The sequence below is a fragment of the Demequina sp. NBRC 110055 genome (genome assembly GCF_002090135.1).
Taxonomy (GTDB): domain Bacteria; phylum Actinomycetota; class Actinomycetes; order Actinomycetales; family Demequinaceae; genus Demequina.
In genome coordinates, this window is the sequence record NZ_BBRL01000004.1 from 423,280 (window position 1) to 443,149 (window position 19,870).

At 70.3% G+C, this 19,870-nt stretch carries 12 protein-coding genes; 4 read left to right on the plus strand and 8 right to left on the minus strand.

The genetic code is table 11. The annotated features are described in order from the left end of the window. Positions 1–68: 68 nt before the first annotated feature. The 3 genes from B7K24_RS02045 to B7K24_RS02055 are packed head-to-tail and all read left to right on the plus strand — an operon-like array spanning position 69 to position 6,278. The gene (locus B7K24_RS02045) at positions 69–2,420 is read left to right on the plus strand and encodes a beta-galactosidase (RefSeq protein ID WP_084128367.1); all 2,352 of its coding nucleotides are present in this window, start codon (positions 69–71) and stop codon (positions 2,418–2,420) included. Then, positions 2,417–5,326, plus strand: a complete 2,910-nt coding sequence (locus B7K24_RS02050) for a DUF5107 domain-containing protein (protein WP_159449110.1) — start codon at positions 2,417–2,419, stop codon at positions 5,324–5,326. The genes B7K24_RS02045 and B7K24_RS02050 overlap by 4 nt, the downstream gene beginning before the upstream one ends. Position 5,327: 1 nt before the next feature. Further along, a complete protein-coding gene (locus B7K24_RS02055; protein ID WP_159449111.1) occupies positions 5,328–6,278 on the plus strand; it encodes a galactose mutarotase in 951 nt (316 codons plus the stop codon). Between the two features lie 74 nt (positions 6,279–6,352). Here the strand turns inward: B7K24_RS02055 and B7K24_RS02060 are convergent, their stop codons facing one another. The 8 genes from B7K24_RS02060 to B7K24_RS02095 all read right to left on the minus strand — a co-directional run bounded on the left by B7K24_RS02060 (position 6,353) and on the right by B7K24_RS02095 (position 18,502). Next, positions 6,353–7,693, minus strand: a complete 1,341-nt coding sequence (locus tag B7K24_RS02060) for a hypothetical protein (RefSeq protein WP_084128373.1) — start codon at positions 7,691–7,693, stop codon at positions 6,353–6,355. 105 nt (positions 7,694–7,798) lie between these two features. Next, entirely contained in the window at positions 7,799–9,148 is a 1,350-nt protein-coding gene (locus B7K24_RS02065; protein ID WP_084128375.1) for an MATE family efflux transporter, read from the minus strand. Positions 9,149–9,153: 5 nt separating this feature from the next. Then, entirely contained in the window at positions 9,154–10,140 is a 987-nt protein-coding gene (locus B7K24_RS02070; RefSeq protein WP_084128377.1) for a phosphotransferase family protein, read from the minus strand. A 12-nt stretch (positions 10,141–10,152) separates the two neighbouring features. Further along, positions 10,153–12,255: an alpha-galactosidase gene (locus B7K24_RS02075; RefSeq protein WP_234986514.1), complete on the minus strand. Its 2,103-nt coding sequence runs from the start codon at positions 12,253–12,255 to the stop codon at positions 10,153–10,155. 41 nt (positions 12,256–12,296) lie between these two features. Beyond that, entirely contained in the window at positions 12,297–15,305 is a 3,009-nt protein-coding gene (locus B7K24_RS02080; RefSeq protein ID WP_084128379.1) for a glycoside hydrolase family 2 TIM barrel-domain containing protein, read from the minus strand. Continuing rightward, positions 15,302–16,153, minus strand: a complete 852-nt coding sequence (locus B7K24_RS02085; protein WP_234985676.1) for a carbohydrate ABC transporter permease — start codon at positions 16,151–16,153, stop codon at positions 15,302–15,304. Before B7K24_RS02085 ends, B7K24_RS02080 begins: the two co-directional genes overlap by 4 nt. Further along, the gene (locus tag B7K24_RS02090; RefSeq protein WP_234986575.1) at positions 16,146–17,102 is read right to left on the minus strand and encodes a carbohydrate ABC transporter permease; all 957 of its coding nucleotides are present in this window, start codon (positions 17,100–17,102) and stop codon (positions 16,146–16,148) included. Before B7K24_RS02090 ends, B7K24_RS02085 begins: the two co-directional genes overlap by 8 nt. 71 nt (positions 17,103–17,173) lie before the next feature. Then, positions 17,174–18,502: an ABC transporter substrate-binding protein gene (locus B7K24_RS02095; protein ID WP_084129210.1), complete on the minus strand. Its 1,329-nt coding sequence runs from the start codon at positions 18,500–18,502 to the stop codon at positions 17,174–17,176. A 300-nt stretch (positions 18,503–18,802) separates the two neighbouring features. On the opposite strand from B7K24_RS02095, the gene B7K24_RS02100 reads away from it, so the two are divergent. After that, the gene (locus B7K24_RS02100) at positions 18,803–19,834 is read left to right on the plus strand and encodes a LacI family DNA-binding transcriptional regulator (protein ID WP_084128381.1); all 1,032 of its coding nucleotides are present in this window, start codon (positions 18,803–18,805) and stop codon (positions 19,832–19,834) included. Positions 19,835–19,870 lie beyond the last annotated feature (36 nt).

Consider the following 19,870-nt stretch of genomic DNA (forward strand, 5'->3'; position numbering starts at 1 on the left):
TGGTTTTGTCCATGTTTTACCGCTCAACATCCATGGAAACGACCCCGCAATCTCCATAGCCTGGTTCCATGGCTACGGACGCACGACGGCCGGCGATGGCGCCGGCCCGCACCATGACGCTCGCCACCCCTGAGACCCCGCGCCGCGGCCACCTCGCCCAGGGCGAGCCCGCCGGCACCCCGGACCACATCGAGGTCACCAGCCGCTCGGTAGAGCGCGGCGGCGCCCCCACGTTCCCCATCACCGGAGAGATTCACTACTCGCGCCTGCCACGTGAGCGATGGGACGACACCCTCGGCCACGCGAAGGCTGGCGGGCTCACGTCGATCGCCACCTATGTGCTGTGGCAGGCCCACGAGCCCAGGCCCGGCGACTTCCGCTGGGACGGCAACCTCGACCTGCGCGCCTTCGTTCAGCTCGCGGCGCGCCACGACCTGGACGTGGTGGTCCGCATGGGGCCGTGGGCGCACGGCGAGGCCCGCCACGGCGGCTTCCCCGACTGGCTGCTCGAGCTTCCGGTGACGCCACGCACCAACGACCCCGCCTATTTGGACCTCGTCAGGCGCCTCTACGGCGAGATCATCGACCAACTCGACGGCCTCTCCCACGCCCAGGGCGGGCCCGTCATCGCCGCGCAGATGGACAACGAGCTGTACAACCAGCCCGACCACCTCGCCACGCTGCGCCGCATCGCCGAGCAGGCGGGGCTCGACGTGCCCCTCTGGACTGCCACCGGCTGGGGCGGCGCCCAGGTGCCAGACACCCTGCTGCCCGTCTATAGCGCCTACGTCGACGGGTTCTGGGAGGACGAGCACACGGATTGGCCGGCCTTCGCCCCCGTCCACTTTCGCTACTCCACGGTGCGAGACGACCTCACGGTGGGCGCTGACCTCCGCGAGGCGATCGACGGCGTGAGGGTCACCGACGGCGTCGCACTGAAGGACGACGACGCCGTCCCGTTCGCGACCTGCGAGCTCGGCGGAGGCATGCATGTCGCCTACCACCGCCGCCCCCTGGTTACCGAGCGCGACGTCGCGGCCCTCGCCCACGCCAAGATCGGCTCGGGCTCCATCTGGCAGGGCTACTACATGTATGCGGGCGGCACCCAACGCACCGGCGCGGAGGGCACCCAGCAGGAAAGCCACGCCACCGGCTATCCCAACGACGTGCCCACCCGCACCTACGACTTCCACGCGCCGCTCGGCGAGCACGGCCAGGTGCGCCTGCACCACCACCTGCTGCGCCGCCAGCACCTGTGGCTTCACGCGGACGGCGCCGGGCTCGCCGCGATGACGAGCGCCGTGGGCGGCGACGAGGGCCTCCGCTGGGCCGTCAGGGCCGATGCCACAAGGGGCTACGTGTTCGCCACCACCTACCAGCCGGCTCGCCAACCGCTCCCAGCGGTCGCGGACGTCCAGTTCGCGATCACGCTGGGAGACGACACCGTCACCGTGCCGATCACCCCGGTCGACCTGCCGGCCGGCGCCCACGTCGCCTGGCCACTGAACCTGCCTCTCGCGCGCCACACGCTCCGCAGCGCGACGGCGCAGTTGCTGACACGGCTCGACCTGGACGGCCGCGAGCTCGTGGTCCTCACCGCCACCGACGGCGTCCCCGTCGAACTTGTCTTCACCGGCGAGGTCGAGGTCTCCGGCCCCGTCGACGTGACGACGGCAGGCGGCCACACCGTCGCCACTCTGACCGCCGAACCGTCGGACACCACCGTCGTCGAGACCCCCGGCACGAGCCTGCTGATCCTCGACGAGGCCGCCGCGAACACCGCCTACGTCCTCGACGTCTTCGGCCGCGAGCGCCTCATCCTCTCCGACCAGCCGGTGACAGTCGCGGACAGCGACCTCGTCGTGCACCCCACCGAGCCCGAGGCACACCTCGCGATCCTGCCCGCACCGGACGGCCTCGCCGCCGCCGGCGGCGAGATCACTCGCCAGGCGGCCGATGCGACTGGTTGGGCCCGCTTCACCGTCACCTCCAGCGCGGGCCGGGTTCCACTGAATGCACCCGGGCCACTGAAGGCGTCCGCACCGGCTCCCGTGCGCGGCGGGCCTATGAACCGCCTCAGCGCGCCCACCGACTTCTCCGGGGCCGCGCGGGTCGACGTCGCGGTCCCCGCCGACGCCGTCGCAGGTACCGACCGCGCGCTCCTGTGCGTCGAATGGACCGGCGACGTCGGCCGGGCCCTCAAGGGCGGCGAGGTCGTCAGCGACCACTTCTGGCACGGCCGCGCCTGGGACATCGACGTCACCGATGGCGCGGACGTCACGCTCGAACTCCTCCCCTGGCGGGGCGAGACGGGCGTCTGGGTGGATCCCAGCGTGAGGCCCGTCCCCGACGGGGTGAGTGTCCATACGTTGGCCGTCCACCGCATCGGCCGTGTAACGCTGACCGAGGAGACCCGATGAACGCCGGACCCGAGCGCATCGTCCTTCCCGAGGCCGCCGGCGCGGACGCCGAGGCACTCGCGGCTGGCGGCGCCGTCGCATGGGAGGAGCCGGTGACGATCCGCACCTACGAGGCGGGCGAACCGTGCGAGTACCCGCTGTATCTGGACCGACGCGTCTACCAGGGCTCGAGCGGGAAGGTCTATCCCCTACCGTTCACCGAGTCCGTCGCGGAGACCCCCGTCGCCCGCGACTGGCAGGCAGTCCACCTCGAGAACGCGTACGTGCGGCTCATGATCCTGCCGGAACTGGGCGGACGCATCCACATCGGATACGACAAGACCACGGGCTACGACTTCTTCTACCGCAACAACGTCATCAAGCCCGCCCTCGTGGGGCTGGCGGGGCCGTGGGTGAGCGGAGGCGTGGAGTTTAACTGGCCGCAGCACCACCGCCCGGCGACGTACCTCCCGGTCGAGACGCTGATCGAACACGATGCCGACGGCTCGGTCACGGTGTGGTGCTACGACCACGACCCGTTCGCACGCATGTCCGCGCAGCACGGTATCCGACTGCGGCCGGACAGCTCGGTGATCGAGCTCGCGGTGCGGGCCCACAACCGCTCGAGCGAACGCCAGACGTTCCTGTGGTGGTCCAACGTCGCGGCCCGCGTCCACGACGACTACCAGTCGTTCTTCCCCGAGGACGTGCGCTACGTCGCGGACCACGCGCGCCGCGCGCTCACCGCCTTTCCCCAGGCGGACCGGCCGTACTACAACGTGGACTACCCGGCGCTCGCCGCAGAGCAACCGGGTGCGGATCGTCTGGACTTCTACCGCAACATCCCGGCTCCCACCTCGTACATGATTGTCGACACGCACGACGACTTCTTCGGCGGCTATGACCACGCCGCCGGCGCGGGATTCGTGCACTGGGCCGAGCGTCGCGTCTCGCCCGGCAAAAAACAATGGACCTGGGGCAACGCGCCCTTCGGGCACGCATGGGACGACCAGCTGACCGATGGCGACGGCCCCTATGTCGAACTCATGGCCGGGGTCTACACCGACAACCAGCCCGACTTCTCGTGGCTGCTGCCGGGCGAGACGAAAACCTTCAGCCAATACTGGTACCCCATCCCGGGCATCGGCCCCGCACACCAGGCCACCCCTGACGCGGCGGTCAACGTCTCCGGCGAGGAGACGATAAACGCGACGTTCGCCGTCACGGCCGTCCAGCGCGGCGCCCGGGCGCGGGTGCTCAGCGGCTCGACCGTGGTGAACGAGGAGGTCGTCGACCTCTCCCCGGGCGACGTCGTCACCCTGGCGGCCGAGGTCCGCCGCGCCGATGCCGTCGTCGAGCTCCGTGATGCGTCCGGTTCCCTGCTGGTGCGCTGGCAGGCACCCGTGGTCGCCGACGAGGAGCCATGGGTGGCGTCCGAACCGCCCGCTCCTGCCGCCACACCGAGCGTCGACGAGTTGTATCTCACCGGTGTCCACCTGGCCCAATACCGACACCCCACGCGCCGGCCCGAAACCTACTGGGACGAGGCCCTCGAGCGTGACCCCGGGCACGTACCCACCCTGGTGGCGGTCGCCGACCGGCTGTACCGCGCCGGACGCTACGAGGAGGCACGGGACCGCGTCGAGCGCGCCCTCGCCCGGCTCACCAGGCGCAACGCCAACCCCGCCGATGCCGAGGCGTTCTACCTCGCCGGACTGATCTACGCCCGGCTCGGCCGCGACGACGAGGCGGAGCGCGCCTGGGGCAAGGCCGGCTGGGACGGCACCTGGACGGCCGCGGCGGGGCTCGAGTTGGCGCGTTCGCTGGCACGCCACTCGCACCATCGCGCGGCGCTGCGTGTCCTCGACTCGCTCGACGGTGTGGTGGGCCACGACGCCCGGCGCGCCGCCGTGCGGGCCGTCGTCCTGCGCGCGATGGGCCGGGGGGATGAGGCCGATGCCGTGCTCTCCGACGCTCTGGAGGCCGATGTCCTCGAGGCGACACTGCGAGCCCTGGCGGGCCATGCGCTGCGCGCCGATCCCTCGACGAGGCTGGACGTGGCGCTCGACCTCGCTCGGGCGGGCGACATCGACGGTGCTCTCGCGCAGGTCGACGCCGCGGTCGCGGTCGGCGTCACCGGCGCCGGCAACGTCACCCCGATCGCGCAGTACCTCGCGGCGTGGATGCTGGAGCGCGCGGGCCGCTCGGAGGAGGCGGCGGCGCGTCGTGAGGCGGCGCGCGTGAGTGACCGACGTCTGTGTTTCCCTGCAGGTCTCGACGCGCACGACGCGCTGGTAGCGGCCATCGCCGCGGAGCCCGCCGATGCGGTCGCTCGCTCGCTGCTCGGCATGCTCCTGTACGGGGCCGGCAGGCGGGTGGAGGCGGCCGCCCTGTGGGAGGAGGCCATCGCCCTCGGGCTCGACGACCCCCTGACGCTGCGCAACGCGGGCCTTGCGGCCCACAACGTGACGCACGACGACGCCCTCGCGTGGCGGCGCTACGGCGAGGCGGTCGCTCAGGCCCCGGGCGACGCGCGGCTCCTTTTCGAGCGCGACCAACTGGCAGCGCGACTGGGACACCCGGCATCGGACCGCCTCGCCGCGCTCCAGCCGCTGCGCGACCTCGTCCTGACCCGCGACGACCTCACGATCGAATTTGTGGACCTGCTCACCGCGGCAGGGCGGGCCGACGAGGCGCTCGCCATCCTGCAGGCGCGCGCATTCCACCCGTGGGAGGGCGGCGAGGGCAAGGCCCTGGCCGCCTGGGACCAGGCCAATGCGGCGCTCGGGCATGGCGTGGTCGATCCCCCACGCACGCTCGGCGAGGCGCGGCCGCGCTACGCCCCGCCCCCACCGGTGCGCGACGACGGCGTCATCGACTACTTCGCGACCAGCCTTCCCGACCTCCTGCTATTCGTGCGGGAGTAGCGTGCCGCACGATCCCGGCGACCAGGTGTTCCACCTCGAGGCCCACGGCTACGAGGCGGACGTCGCCGCGCGCGGCGCCACGCTGGTGTCGCTGCGGTTCTTGGGCCGCGACCTGATCCTGCCCGTCGCGTCGGCCGACCGTGACGACGCTCCCTACCGAGCGCCCGACTTCCGCGGCGCCGTGCTGGCGCCGTGGCCGGGCCGCCTGGCCGATGGACGCTTCACCTGGCACGGCACGCCGCACGACGTGGGCATCGACGAGCCGGGGCGCCGCACGGCGCTCCACGGTCGGGTGTGGTCACAGGTGTTCGTGCCGCGCGCGGCGTCGAGCGTCGCGGTCCATCTCGCGGCCACCCTTGACGACGCGATCGACTACCCCGGCGCGCTCGAGTTCGAGGTGATCGCGTCGCTCACCGCGAGCGGCCTGGTGCACCGCATCCGCGTCACCCATCGCGGTGAGGAGTCGGCGCCCGTGGGCTGGGGCGTGCATCCGTATCTGCTGGCCGGGCACGCGAGCCCCGGCGCCGTGGACGGCTGGCGTGCCGCCATTCCCGCGGCACGGGTGATGACGATGACGCCCGACCGCCTGCTCCCCGAGCCGGTGCGGCCGGCGGAGGGCGACCTCGATCTGCGCGCCGCGCCGGCGCTGGGCTCGCGTCGTCTCAACCACGCCTTCACCGCACTCGCGCGTGACCGCGACGGCAACGCCCATGCCAGCCTGACGGGCCCCTCGGGAGACACCGTCACCTTGACGCTGGGCAAGGGCTACCGCTGGCTCCAGGCCTACACGTCCGACGAATCAGCGGGAAACGACCGCCGTGCCGCCCTCGCGCTCGAACCCATGACCTGCCCACCGGATGCGCTCCACTCCGGCACCGATCTGCTCACGCTCGAGCCGGGAGAATCCGCGAGCGCCTCCTTCACCATCGCGGCCATCCGCGCGGACCGCTAGTTCCCGGCGACGCAGCAGCGGCCGCCACCCCACGTGGGGACGGCGGCCGCGTGCTCAGGAGTGGAGCGCGGGGGTCAGCCCGTCACGCCCACGATCTCGTTGGTCGTGACGCCGACCTCGGCGGACTTCCACACCTCGCCGCCGACGTAGTCGACAATGTGGATCTCGCCGGTGGCAGGCTCGGTCACGTAGGCCATGCCGTCGAGGGTGATCAGCGTGGGCTGGGGCGACTGCCACTCGTCGGGCGTCTCCCACGGCTCGATCACCTGGATGGTGCGCACCAGCGCACCGGACTCGTCGAGCACGCGCAGCGTGCCGTCCGTGCCCAGCACCAGCAACTCGCCGTCGTCACCGCGGGCCAGGTTGCGGAACGTGTACTCGGCGCCCGAGCCGTCGAAGGGGTCAACGGGCGTGATGGTCTCCGCGGCGGTATCGATCACCGCTACCTGCGTCAGAGTGCCCTCGGGGTCGGTCTTGTAGTCGCCGAGCACCACGTCGGACCCGTCGGCCGCGAACAGGTTGCCCGAGCGCGCGTACTCCGCGCCGCCGTCGAGCTTGTGGACGTGGTCGCCGTGGAAGACGAGCGCGCCGTCCTCGCAGCCGGTCATGAGGATCTCCTCGCCGGACGCGTTGGTGAACGCGGTCTCGCCATGAACCCCCACGCAGTCCTCGGAGGAGACGATGACCTCGCCGTTCTCATCCAGCACCATGGCGCCGGAGCGCGACTCCTCGTCGCCGATGGTCACGAGCAGGTTGCCCTCGGCGGTCGCGACGGCCACGCCGTGGTGGGCGTCGTCGGTGGTGTACTCACGCACCACGTCGAGGTGTCCCTCCTCGACCATGTGGGTCCACTCGGCCGAGTCGACGACCACCACGTGGCCGGTGCCGTCGTCGAACAGCGCCGAGTAGCCATCGTGGTTCACGAGGTGCCCGGGTGTCTCCGCCTCGACCATGAGGTCGGTGAGTGCGGGCGCGGAGGTGAAGTAGTGGGCGTGATCGCCGTGAGCCTCGGACCACGTTCCGGCGTCCAGGATCTGGAACCCACCGGTGGCCGAGACGCCCACGTGCCGACCGTCGCCGGCGCTGTTGAGGCGGTTGAAGCCCGCGAGCTCGATGTCGGCGACCGTCTCGAGCGTGGAGGCGTCGAGGACGACGATGCCGCCGTCGTAGGTCGCCACCAGGCGCGGGGTCGCGGCGGCATTTTCAGTAGCCGCGGCCTCCTCGTGGTCGTGCTCGTCGTGCTCCTCGCCCGCGTGATCGTGGTCGTCGTGGGACTCGGTCGTGGCCGATGCCGTGGGCTCGGTGTCGCTCCCTGCGTCAGCGGTCGCGCAGCCGGCGAGGCCGAGAATCAGGACGCCTGCGCCAGCCAGCAGCGCCGGGCGCTTCACTGCGCGGGTGATGTCGATGTCAGTCATGGTGGGGATCGGCGCGAACGCCGGCCTTTCTCGAACGTGTGATGTGTGACCGAGGCTCGCTCTCGCGATCGCCTCGCCCAGGACGCTACCACAGAATGATAACCGTTATCGTTCGCACGAGGTGCGGCGTCGCGCGTGTGCCGCGACCACGCTCAGAGCGGCCAGCGCGGCCGCTGCCTCACCTGCGGCGAGGGCGATCCAGATGTCGGTGGGGCCCCCAGAACCCGCGGCGACGACGAGGGGGATCTTGATCGCGACCAGCGTCCCGACGGAGAGGACATACGAGGAGCTGGGTCGCCCGATGGCCTGGAAGTAGGCCGATACCAGAGGCGTCACGCCGGCGACGGCAAATCCCACGGCGAGGATGCGCAGCGCCGCCACCGCGACGTCGACAACGGCGGGTTCGTCGGCGAAGAGCCCCACGAGCCACGGCGCGGCGGCGGCGACCACCGCGCCGATCGCCACCCCGTAGACGACGGTCGCGGTCAGCGACAGGCGCAACGCCCGCCGCACGCGCGGCGCGAAGCCCGCGCCGGCGTTGTACCCGATAACCGGTTGAGCTCCCTGGCTGATGCCGGTCTGGGGCATGGTGACGAAGGTCTGGATACGCGACGCGACGGCAATGGCCGCAAGCGCCGCGGCGGCGCCCGCACCCGCCGCGAGCGAGCGGTTCACCAGCAGCACCAGGACGGTCGCGCCCGCGCCGGCGAGGAGCGTGGGCGCCCCGATTGAGATCAGCGAGCCAAGGGTCGCGCCGTGGGGGCGCAGGTCGGCCGCGCGAATCCGGTATGGCCGGCGCCGCTGCGCAAAGAAGAACCAGACGCTGAGGACCGCGGAGACGGCCTGGCCGCCCACGGTGCCGAACGCCGCTCCGCGCACGCCCATGTCGAGACCCCAGATCAGCAGCGGATCGAGCGTGATTTGGACGGCAACGGGCAGGCCCCACAGGAGCGTGGAGAACGCCATCCTGCCCTCGGCGCGCACCAGGCTCGAGAACCCGGTCGAGACCACGGCGCCCGCCAGGATGATGACGGCGTAGTCGCGGGCATACCCACGCGTGGCGTCGGTCGCGCCCAGCCCCGTGAGGAGGGGCTCGAGGAAGGCCAGGCCCAGCGCCGTGGTCGCGAGGGCAGCCACCCAGAACAGGCCCATGGCGTTGCCTGCGGCCCGCGCGGCTCGCTGCGGGTCGGAGCCACCGAGCGCGCGCGACACCAGCGACGCCGCCCCCACCCCCACCGTCGTCGACACCGCGCCGACGAGCAGCAGCACCGGGGCGACGAGGTTGACGGCCGCGAGCGCGGTGGGGCCCACGCCGCGCGCCACGAACCACGCATTGGTGAGCGCGTAGACGCCGTAGACACCCACGGACAGGGTGGTGTGGGTGCACGACTCCCACAGCAGGCGGCCGATGGGCCGGGTGCCCAGGCGGTCCACGCGCGGCGTGAGCGCGGCCATCGGTGTTACCGCGTGCGGCCCAGGCCATCCATGGCGACGTCGAGCTGCTCCGCCGCCCAGGCCCGCTGCGCGGTCTCCTGCTCACGGTAGGGCCCCTCGACCGCCATGGTGACCGCCAAGAGGAGCGTGTAGAGCCGCCGCCGGATGCGCTGCGACTCGGTGAGGTCGGCGACGCCGAACCCCCGCATGAACGGCGCGGGGTCAGGGAAGGCGGGCAGGTCGAGGCCCGTGAGACCCGCCTCCATGAGGGGGTCGCCCCACAGGGCGCGCTCGTGGTCGATGATCGCGACAATGCGGCCGTCGCGGATCATGGAGTTCTTGGCCCACAGGTCCACCTCGATGAACCTGGGCTCGGCGACCTCGTCGAGCACGTGGGCGTGACTCGCCCAGGTCTCGCGCAGCTCGTCGTAGGACCACGCCATCGCGAACTCCGCGCGCTGCCCGTCGAGCAAGGTGTCCTCGAACAGCGCGGTCGCGGCCTCGCGCCAGGTCGCGAAACCCGGCCCGTTCAGCGGCCCAAAGTGCGGGCCCGCAATCTCGCACAGCTCGCGGTTGAGCTCGCCCAGGTGGACAAAGCCCTCGTCGACCTGGACCTCGGTCATCTCGCCCGCCTCGGCCGCGATACCAAAGCACGGGGCGTCGACGTACTCCATGAGGAAGTAGTCGGCGTCGATGAGGTCGCCGCTGAGGTCCACGTGATGGATGCGTGGCAGCGGCACGCCCGACCGCTCGGCGACGATCTCCATCGCCGCGATCTCGTTGCGCAGCATCCCATGCTCACGGGTCATCACCGGCACGTCAGCGGGCGGCGCGATCTTCAGCACCGCCTGGGAGCCGTCGCGCAGCCGCAGCCGGTACAGGGCGTTGAACCAGCCGTATGACAGCTCGGTGGCGAAGTCGTCGCCCTCGGGCACCTGCTCCGCTCCGTACGCGCGCTCGATCACGGCCCTCAGCGTGGCGAGGGACTGCCTGTTCTTGGTCGCACTCTCCATGAGCGTTCCCTCCTAGATCCGCACTGCCTCGACGAGCATCGCCTGCTCGGGACGCAGGATCGGGGGCCGCAGCCCCACCTGAGCGAGCGCCGCGCCGCTGAGCGCGATGCCGCTCACATCGTCTCCGCCCATCCAGCCCGGCCCGCGCTTCTGGATCACCTCGCCGGTCACCACGTCCCGCACGCGGACGCGATAGCGGGCGTCGGGCGTGAGACCCGGCAGCCGCATCGCGGCTGGTGTGATCCCCGACGACGTCGCCAGCTGGACGTACGCGAACAAGGCACGTGACGCATCGGCCGCCACCACGCCGTGGACCACGGCCGATGGATCCGGGTGCTCGACCCGCACCACGCGGCCCGAGTGCAGCAGGTCCCGCTGCTCGCGGTACAGCGCCGCAAAGCGCGTGATCGCGGCGAGTTCGTCCTCGGTGGCCTCGAGCAGGTTCCACTCCAGCCCGGCGTGGCCGAACAGCGCCGTGGCAGCGCGCAGCCCCACGCCGTGCGTGCGGCCGGTGGTGTGCGAGGTGGTGGGGCCGATGTGGCTGCCGAGCATCTCGGGCGGGATCACGAGGCTCGTCCAGCGCTGGATCTGCTGGCGCTCGAGCGGGTCGTTTTGGTCCGACGTCCAGAAGCGGTCGGCGTGGAACACCATGCCGAGGTCCACGCGCCCGCCGCCCGAGGCGCACGACTCGATCTCGAGCCCGGGATGGCGGCGCTTGAGCTCGTCGAAGAGCCGGTAGATCGCCTGGGTCTGACGCCGCGGCGCGGGCGTGCCCGCGTGACCCGCGTCGGTGAGGAAGCGGTTGTGGTCCCACTTGAGGTAGTCGATACCGTGTTCGGAGATGAGGGCGCTGACCTGGCCGAGCACGTGCGCATAAGCGTCCGGGTTCACGAGGTCGAGCACCTGCTGGAAGCGGGCCGGGGGCGGGACGCGGCCGGGCACCTGGAGGATCCAGTCGGGGTGGGCGCGGTACAGGTCGGAGTCGGGGCTGACCATCTCGCCCTCGAACCACAGTCCGAACTGCATGCCGAGCCCGTGGACGTGCTCGACGAGGGGCGCGAGGCCCGTGGGCCATGCGTCTGCCGAGACGACCCAGTCGCCCAGGCCGCTCGTGTCGTCGCGGCGCGCGCCGAACCAGCCGTCGTCGAGCACAAAGCGCTCCACGCCCACGGTCGCGGCGCGGTCCGCGAGCGCCGTCAGGGTCGCGAGGTCGTGGTCGAAGTAGACGGCCTCCCAGACATTCAGGGTGAGGGGGCGGGCCGATGCCGGTCGTCCCGGCCGCGCGCGTAGCCACGCGTGGGAGGCGGCCGAGATGCCGTCGAGCCCCGCGCCCGAGTAGAAGGCGGCGACGGTGGGGGCGGCATAGGTCTCGCCCGGCGCGAGCTGCGCCTCGCCCGCCTCGAGCAGCTCGCCCGCGCCCAGGGCGCCGCGGCCGCGCACGTCGCGCTCGGCGAGGTGGCGGATGCCGCCGCTCCACAGCACGCCGAGCGCCCACACCTCGCCGCGCTCGGTAGTCGCGTCCGCGGTCAGCGCGCACTGCACGATGGTGTGGTCGTGGCCGGAGCGGCCCTCGCGCCCCTCGCGCAGGCGCAGACCGGGCGCGAAGGGCAGGCGCTGGGGTTGGCGCTCGAGTAGCCAGCGGCCGGAGAAGTCGAGGGTTTCGGTGGCGCGGTCGGGCACGGGCAGGCAGGTGGACAGCTCGTCCAGGCTGTAGACGTCGTCACCCGCATTGGTGAGCGCCTGGTCGATGAGCAGCACGCCGTGCTCGGTCAGTGTCAGGGTGAGGGACAGCGCCAAGCCGGCCGCGGCATCGGCCATCCGCACGGTCGCGCCGGCGCGGTCCACCGCGACGTCCTCGACGGCAAATAGCGGCGAAAACGCGTGCGTCCCGCGGTGGCCGCGCAGGGCGGGCCGGCCCGTGTAGCCGCGCGCGGTCTCGCGCAGCATGCCGGGGTCGACGGGGTCGTCGAGGTCGGCGCCAGGGGCGGCGGGAGTGGTGGCCGCGCGCAGGTCCGCCACGGCCAGGTCACCGAGGGGCTGCCCCCAGTGGAGGACGACGGGATACCCCGCCGCGAGGTCGAGAATCAGTTCCACGCCCGTCGCGGACAGGCGCACGGCGCCGTCGGTGAGGACGGCGCCGTGCGTGGCCGCGCCGGTCAGCGCAGCACTCCCTGGAAACCGAAGGTGAACGTGAGATCACCCGTCGGCACGCGGTACTCGGGGTGCGTCATGGCGCCCCACGACTGGTCGCCTCCCGCGCCGCGGCGCATGAGGGCGGGTCGCAGCACGGTGTGGTGGATGGGCGGCAGCTCGTTCGGGTGACGCGCGTTCTCGATCTCGAACGGCGTCCACGGCAGGGCCGACAGCTCCATGGGGGTATCCGCGTCCAGGCGCACGCCGTAACCGGCACGGTCCACGACCTCGGCCCAGCGCACTCCCGTGTGGCTGCCCGATTCCTGCGGGCGCATGTACCGGGTGAGCTGCTCGCGCACGTCCGCGGAGTACACGCCCAGACGGGCGGCGCCGCGGCGGTCGACGTAGCTCTCGTGGGGTCCCTCGCCGTACCAGGTGAGGTTCCTGAGGTCGGCATCCACCGTGAGGAGGAATGCCAGTTCGGGCACGTCGGGCAGGCCCTCTCCCGGACGCAGGTCGACGGTGACCGCGACGTGGCCGTCGCCGTCCACGCGATACGTGAGGTCGACCTCGCTCACGGGCACGGTGGGCAGCTCAAAGCCGTACGTGATGCTGACGCCGTCGTCGTGGTGCGTGACGCGCGGCTTCTCCCAGCCCTCGCGGCGCTGGCGGTAGCGGCTTGCGAGCAGCCACTGGCCGTCACGGAAGGGCATGTTCCAGCCGCGCTCGTTGGACGTGGGCGCGTGCCAGAAGCTGGGCTGCGGCATGTCGCGCAGCAGCTCGCGGCCGCCGTCCGTGGTGCGTCCGTAGCGGTAGGAGATGAGGCCGCCGTGCAGGCGCGAGAACAGCACCGAGAAGTGCGGCCCGTGCACGCCGATGTTGTGCGTCGACTCGACCACCCTGGGGGCCGATGCCGTGGTCACCCTGGCAGCGACAGCCCCCACGACCGCCTGCTCCCAGGCGACCTCGTAGCCGGCGGGAGCCCACGCTGTCGAGGCGCGCTGGCGGAAGGACACCTCGACGGTGTGCTCGCCGTCGGCGGGCACCGCGAACGGGAGCGGGTAGGTGCGGGTCTCGCCCGCGGGAACGTCGACGTCGACCGTCGCGGTGCTGAGCGTCACCCCCTCACGGGCCAGCGTGACGACCGCCTCAAGGTCGCCGGTGCCGGTGAAGAGCCGGCGGCTGCGGACCTGGAAGTCGCGGTCGCCGATCACCGTGCGCAGCGGCTGATAGAGGTAGCGCACCTCCTGGTACGCGGGCGTGGGGGTGCGGTCGGCGAAGACGATGCCGTTGGCGGAGAACTCCGCGTCGTGCGGGGCCTCGCCGTGATCGCCGCCGTAGCCCAGGAAGTCGACGCCGTAGCGGTCGGTCAGCGGCAGGGTCTGGTCGACGAAGTCCCAGATGAACGCGCCCTGGAACAGCGGCTCGGACTCGGTGAGGTCCATGTACTTGTCGACCGCGCCGAACGAGTTGCCCATCGAGTGCGCGTACTCGCACAGGAGGAACGGCTTGTCGCGGTGTTCGGCCAGGTGCTTCTCGACGTCCTCGGCGAACGTGTACATCTGGCTCGTGATGTCCGTGGTTTGCGGGTAGCGCGGGTCCCAGTGAACGCCCTCGTAATGCACGGGACGGCTGGGGTCTGTGGCGCGGAACCAGTCGCCCGTCTCGAGGAGCACGGAGCCGCCGAAGGACTCGTTGCCGAGCGACCAGATGACGATGCTCGCGTGGTTCTTGTCGCGCTCGTACATGCTCGCGGCGCGATCGAGCAGGGCCGCGCGCCACTCGGGACGATCGCCCGGCAGCGCCTGCTCGATCGTGAGCTCGCCGTAGGCGACCTTGTCCCACATGGCGTGCGTCTCGAGATTCATCTCGTCGATGACGTACAGGCCCAGCTCGTCACACAGCTCATAGAAGGCCGACTGGTTGGGGTAGTGGCTGGTGCGCACCGCGTTGATGTTGGCGCGCTTCATCAGCAGCAGGTCCGCCTCGATCTCGGCGCGCGTCATGACGCGTCCGCGCGGCCCGAACTCGTGACGGTTGGTGCCATAGAACACCACGCGCTCGCCGTTGACCTTGATGAGCGCGTCCTCGATGACGACCTGTCGCAGGCCGATGCGCTGGGTCACCACCTCGGTCACCTTGCCGTGCTCGTCGAGCACCTCCAGGGTGGCGACGTGCAGGTAGGGGTCCTCGGCGCTCCACAGGTGTGGATCGGTGAGGGTCACGCTGAGGCGACCGGACGCATCGGCCGTGAATCCCTCGCCGCCCGCGAGGGTGGCGCGAACGGTGCCGGCGCCTTCGAGACGGGTGTCGAGGGCGATGGTCGCGTTGGCTCGGTCCGCCGCCACCTCGGTCGAGACCTTGAGGTCCTCAAGGTGCGTCGCGGGGCGGCGGGAGAGGGTGACGTCGCGGAAGAGGCCGTGGAAGCGGAAGAAGTCCTGATCCTCGAGCCAGGATGCGGCGGTCCACCGGAACACCTGGGCCGCCAGGCGGTTCTCGCCGTCCACGAGGTGGTCGGTGAGGTCGAACTCGCTCGGCGTGAATGAGTCGGTCGCCCACCCGATGTACGCGCCGTTGAGCCACAGCGCGATGCCGGACTCGGCGCCATGGAAGGTGACGCTCAGGCGCTCGCCGTCGGCCAGCGGGCGCTCGAGCGTGAAGGGGCGCACGTAGCTGGCGACAGGGTTCCAGCGGCTGGGCACCTGGCCGGGCTCGAGGTCCTCCAGCCCATCCCACGGGTACTGGACGTTGGTGTACTGCGGGCGGTCGTACCCATGCATCTGCAGGTGGCCGGGCACGGGGATGTCGTCCCAGCCGTCCACGTCGTAGCCGGGCGCCTCCCAGCCGGGGATCACCATCGACGGGTTCTTGGCGTGGTGGACCTTCCACAGGCCGTTCAGGCTCTGCTCGAACGAACTGGCGCCGCTGGCGGCCTCCTCGTGAGAGGCGAACCAGCGGTGATCGCTGTGAGCGGGCCGGCGGTTCTCGCAGACGTACTCGGGATCGGTGATGCGGGCGATGTCAAAGGTCACTTGACGACTCCAGTGAAGCCTGCGACGAAGGAGCGCTGCAGGACGAAGAAGATGATGATGGTGGGAAGGGACGTGATGAGCACCGCGAGCATGAGCGCGCCGTAGTCGATCACGTAGCCGCCCGTGAAGTTCGAGATCAGCATGGGCATGGTCTGGTAATCCGGGTTCACCAGGATGACCTTGGGCCACAGGAAGTTGTTCCACGCCGTCATGAACGTGATGACCGCCGCCGCCGCATAGGTGGGCTTCATGGTCGGCACGAACATGCGCCAGAAGATCGCGACCTCCTTGAGGCCGTCGATGCGCGCGGCCTCGATGATCTCGTGCGGGAAGCTGCGCGCCGACTGCCGAAACAGCAGGATGAGCAGCGGGGTGGCGATCGCGGGGAGCACCACCGCCCACGTGGAGTTCACCAGGCCGGCATCCGCGAACAACTGGAACAGCGGGATCATCGTCGCGGCGAACGGGATCATCATCGCGAGCATGAGGACCCACATGAGGCGGTCCTTGTTGGGCGAGTGATAGACCTCGAAGCCGTAGCCGGCGATCGAGCAGACCACGAGCGCGAGGACCGTCGTCGCCACGGCGTTGATGATCGAGTGGTACATCGCCGAGCCCACGTCCTGGAACTCGGTGAGGGACTGCCAGTTCGCGATGAGGTTGGTGCCGGGCAGCATGCTCGAGCCGAGCACGTCCTGCGTGGTGTTGGTCGCGGAGACCACCATGAAGTACAGCGGCCCGATCGACAGCAACGCGACGATGCTGAGGAACGCATACTTGGGCACCTCGCGCCACCGGGCCGTGGTCCGAGTGGGCGCCTTGGAAGGCTTCATTGCCACGTCAGTCACGCTTGTCACCGACCTTCATCTGGATGGCGGCGAGCACGGCCACGATGATGAGGATCACGTAGGACAGCGCGGCGCCGTAGCCGAAGTTGGGGTTGTTCTGGAAGGACACGTCGAACAGGTAGTGCGACATGGTCATCGTGGTGTTCGCGGGCCCGCCTCGCGTGAGGTTGTAGGACTCGTCGAACATCTGGATGGTGCCGTTGGTCGACATGATCACGGTGAGCAGGATCATGGGCTTCATCTGCGGGATGGTCACGGAGAAGAAGGTGCGGATGGGACCGGCGCCGTCCATCTTCGCGGCCTCGAGCGTCGTCGGGTCGATGTTCTGCAGCGCCGCGAGATAGAAGATGACGTTGAACCCCGTCCAGCGCCACAGCAGGCCGAGGATGATGACCAGGCGGGCGGTGTTGGTCTCGCCCAACCAGTTGATGGGATTGTCGATAAACCCGACCCAGATGAGCGCGTCGTTCACCAACCCGTCGGTCGCGAAGATGGTGCGGAACACGAGCGAGTAGGACACGAGCGAGATCGCCGCGGGGACGAAGATGGCGGTGCGCCAGAAGCCCTTCCACTTGAGGCGCGGGTTGTTGAGGATGTTCGCCAGCACCAGCGCCGTCACCAGCATGATCGGCACCTGGATCACCAGGTACAGCAGCGTCGTGGTGAGGGTGAGGCGGAAGATGTCGTCGTCCAACATACGGTCGTAGTTGAACGTCAGCGGGTCGGCCCAGTCCAGGTTGCTGCCGCGCCCGGTCTGGAAGGACAGGATGAGGGCCTGGAACATCGGCCAGAACATCATGATGCCGATGAGGGCGGCGGCGGGGATCAGGAACGCCCAGCCGGTAAGGCTGCGGCGGCGAGCGGCAGGCGAGGAATACCGCGGGGTACCCTTCGCGCGCTTCGCGGGGGTCGTGGTGGCGCGGTCCGGCCGCACCACAGGCGTCATCATTGACACGAGATACTCCCTTGGGGGTGTGGGAGGGGGCCGGCAGACCGACCCCCTCCCTGTCCGAGGTGGTGTTAGTTCATCGCGAATTCGACGGTGGACTGAGCCTCGCCGAGCGCGTCGGCGGGAGCGGTGCCGCCCATGATCTGCGTGATCGCCACACCCACGGCGTCACGAGCCTCGTAGTAGTAGGCGCCGGTGTTGTTGGCCGGAACCTCGGCGCCGAACGAGATCACGTCGGCGTAGATGGGCTGGCCACCGTAGAACTCCTGGGGCTCGGAGTAGACGTCCGAGTCACCGGCGGGCAGCCAGTTCGCCACCGCACCCGCGCTGGGCAGGATGGTGTCGTACAGCTCGGTCGAGCCGGCGAAGGTCGAGGCCAGGAAGTCCGTGGCGAGCTCGACGTTGGCGTTGGAGCTGACGGCCCACGAGGATCCGCCGTTGGCGGAGTAGTGGGTCGCGCCGTCGACGCCGTCGACGATGGGCAGGTTCGTCACGCCCCAGTTGCCGGCCTGGTCCTCGGCGGTCTGCAGCGAGCCCGAGATCCAGATGCCGTTGATGGTGCCTGCCACGTTGCCGTTGACGAGCGATCCGATGTACTCGTCCCACGAGTTGACCTCGAGGTAGATGCCCTTCTCGACCATCTGCGAGTACAGGTCGATCGCGGAGGCCAGCGCCTCGTTGTCGGTGATGGTGGGGTTGCCCTCGGCATCGAAGAGGCTCTGGCCCGCCGACTGCAGCATCATCAGGATCGTGTCGGGCTCGCCCGCGATGCCCGAGAGCATGGGCTTGCCGGTGGCCTCGAGCACCTGCTCGCCCAGGGCGATGTACTCGTCCCAGGTGATGTCGGTGAAGTCGTCGACCGTGAGGCCGGCCTCCTCGAGGATGTCCGTACGCAGCGCGCTGATCGCCGTACCGGCGTCGAAGGGCACGCCGTAGTTCTCGCCGTCGATGGTCGAGTAGGCGGTGACGCCGGCGGGGAACTCGTCGAACGCGACACCCGAGTCGGTGATGGGCGTGAAGAGGTCGGGGTAGTTCAGTGCGTTCTTCTGGAACGCGTTGTTCTGCATGAGGAAGATGTCGGGAAGCTCACCGAACTCCTGCGACTGCGCGAGGGTGGTCAGGCGAGGCTGCAGGTCCTCCCACGTCACCTCCTGAATGTCCAGGGTGAAGTCGGGGTGCTCCTCCTGGTAGACCTTTTCCGCCTCCTCCATCGCGAAGATGTTGAACGCCGGGTCCCAGGCCCACACGGTCAGCGAGTTGTCGCCGGCCGCTGCGGCCTCTCCCGAGCCGCCGTCGGTGCCCTCCGTACCCTCCGAGCCGTCGTCGCTCGAGCAGGCGGTCAGAGAGAACGCGAGAGTCGCGGCCGCGGCGAAAGTGAGTCCTTTACGAAACTTGGTCATCATTGACCACCCTTCTGGTCGGGTCATGCCCGGACAACGAGCGCACCACGTCGAACGCCCACCGGGTCGAACTTCCCCGAGCGGATGGGCCGTCATCGGCGACGGGCACTGCGGGCCGACATCGCTGTCGGCTGCACTCCCCACGGGGTTGTTTAGGTAAACATAGCGCGGTGACAGTTCCGACGGAACACGCGCCACATCACGATCCGGTAAAGGCATTCCAGGCATCTAGAACGTTCACATGACGCGATGGGAACGTGAACATCGCGCGAATCTTCGCGATACCCCTACAATCCCTCCATGGCGCGCATCGAGGCACGCGGCGGAGTGAAACGGGGTCCGTCGATCGGGGATGTGGCGCGCCTCGCGGGGGTCTCCGCGCAGACCGTTTCCCGGGTCTCGACCGGGGCAGAGGTGGTCCGTCCCGAGACGCGCGACAAGGTCCTGCGCGCCATGGAACAGCTGGGCTATTCGCCCAACCGCGCCGCCCGGGCGCTGCGCGACGGGCGCTACGGTTCCATCGGGCTGCTCGCCCGGCGCTTTGACCGCACCGGTGAGGCGCTCACCACCGACGCCATCCTGCGCGCCGCGGAGGCGGAGGACTACTCGGTGACGCTGCTGAGCGCCCACGACACCACCTCTGACGAATGGGAGCCCGCGGCCCGGCGCCTTCAGCACCAGACCGTCGACGGCATCATCGTCATGCGCGCCGAGGGTGGCGCGGGTGACCCGCTTGCGCTGCCGCCCACCATGCCCGTGGTCGTCTCCGACTCACGCGCGCACGGTCGGTATCCGCGCGTGGTGAGCGACGAGTACGACGGCGCACGCAGCGCTACCGCCTACCTCCTCAGCCTGGGGCACCCGACCGTGCACCTCGTAGCAGGGCCTGCGGACTCCGAGCCCGCCCGCCTGCGCACCGCCGGCTGGCGCACGGCGCTGGCCGAGAGGGGAGCGGAGATTCATGCACCGCTCGTCGGCGACTGGACCCCCGAGTCCGGCTATGCCGCCGGTCGCGCCCTCGCGGCAAACTCCGCGGTCACCGCCGTGATGTGCGCGAATGACGAAATGGCGTTTGGTGTGATGCTGGCCCTGCACGCCGCGGGACGCACCGTGCCGGACGACATCTCGGTGATGGGCTTCGACGGCATCTCGCTCAGCCGCTACTCGGTGCCGCCGCTGACCACGATTCGCCAGGACTTCCCTCAGATGGGGCGCGAGCTCGTGCGCATGGTGCTGAGCCAGATTGGCAGCACCCACCTGCACGCGATCCCCGACGTCATCGTGCCGCTCGAACTCGTCGAGCGGGAGTCGAGCGCACCGCCTCGGCACTGACCCGGCACGGTCGGCGCACCCACCGCTTCGCGTGAG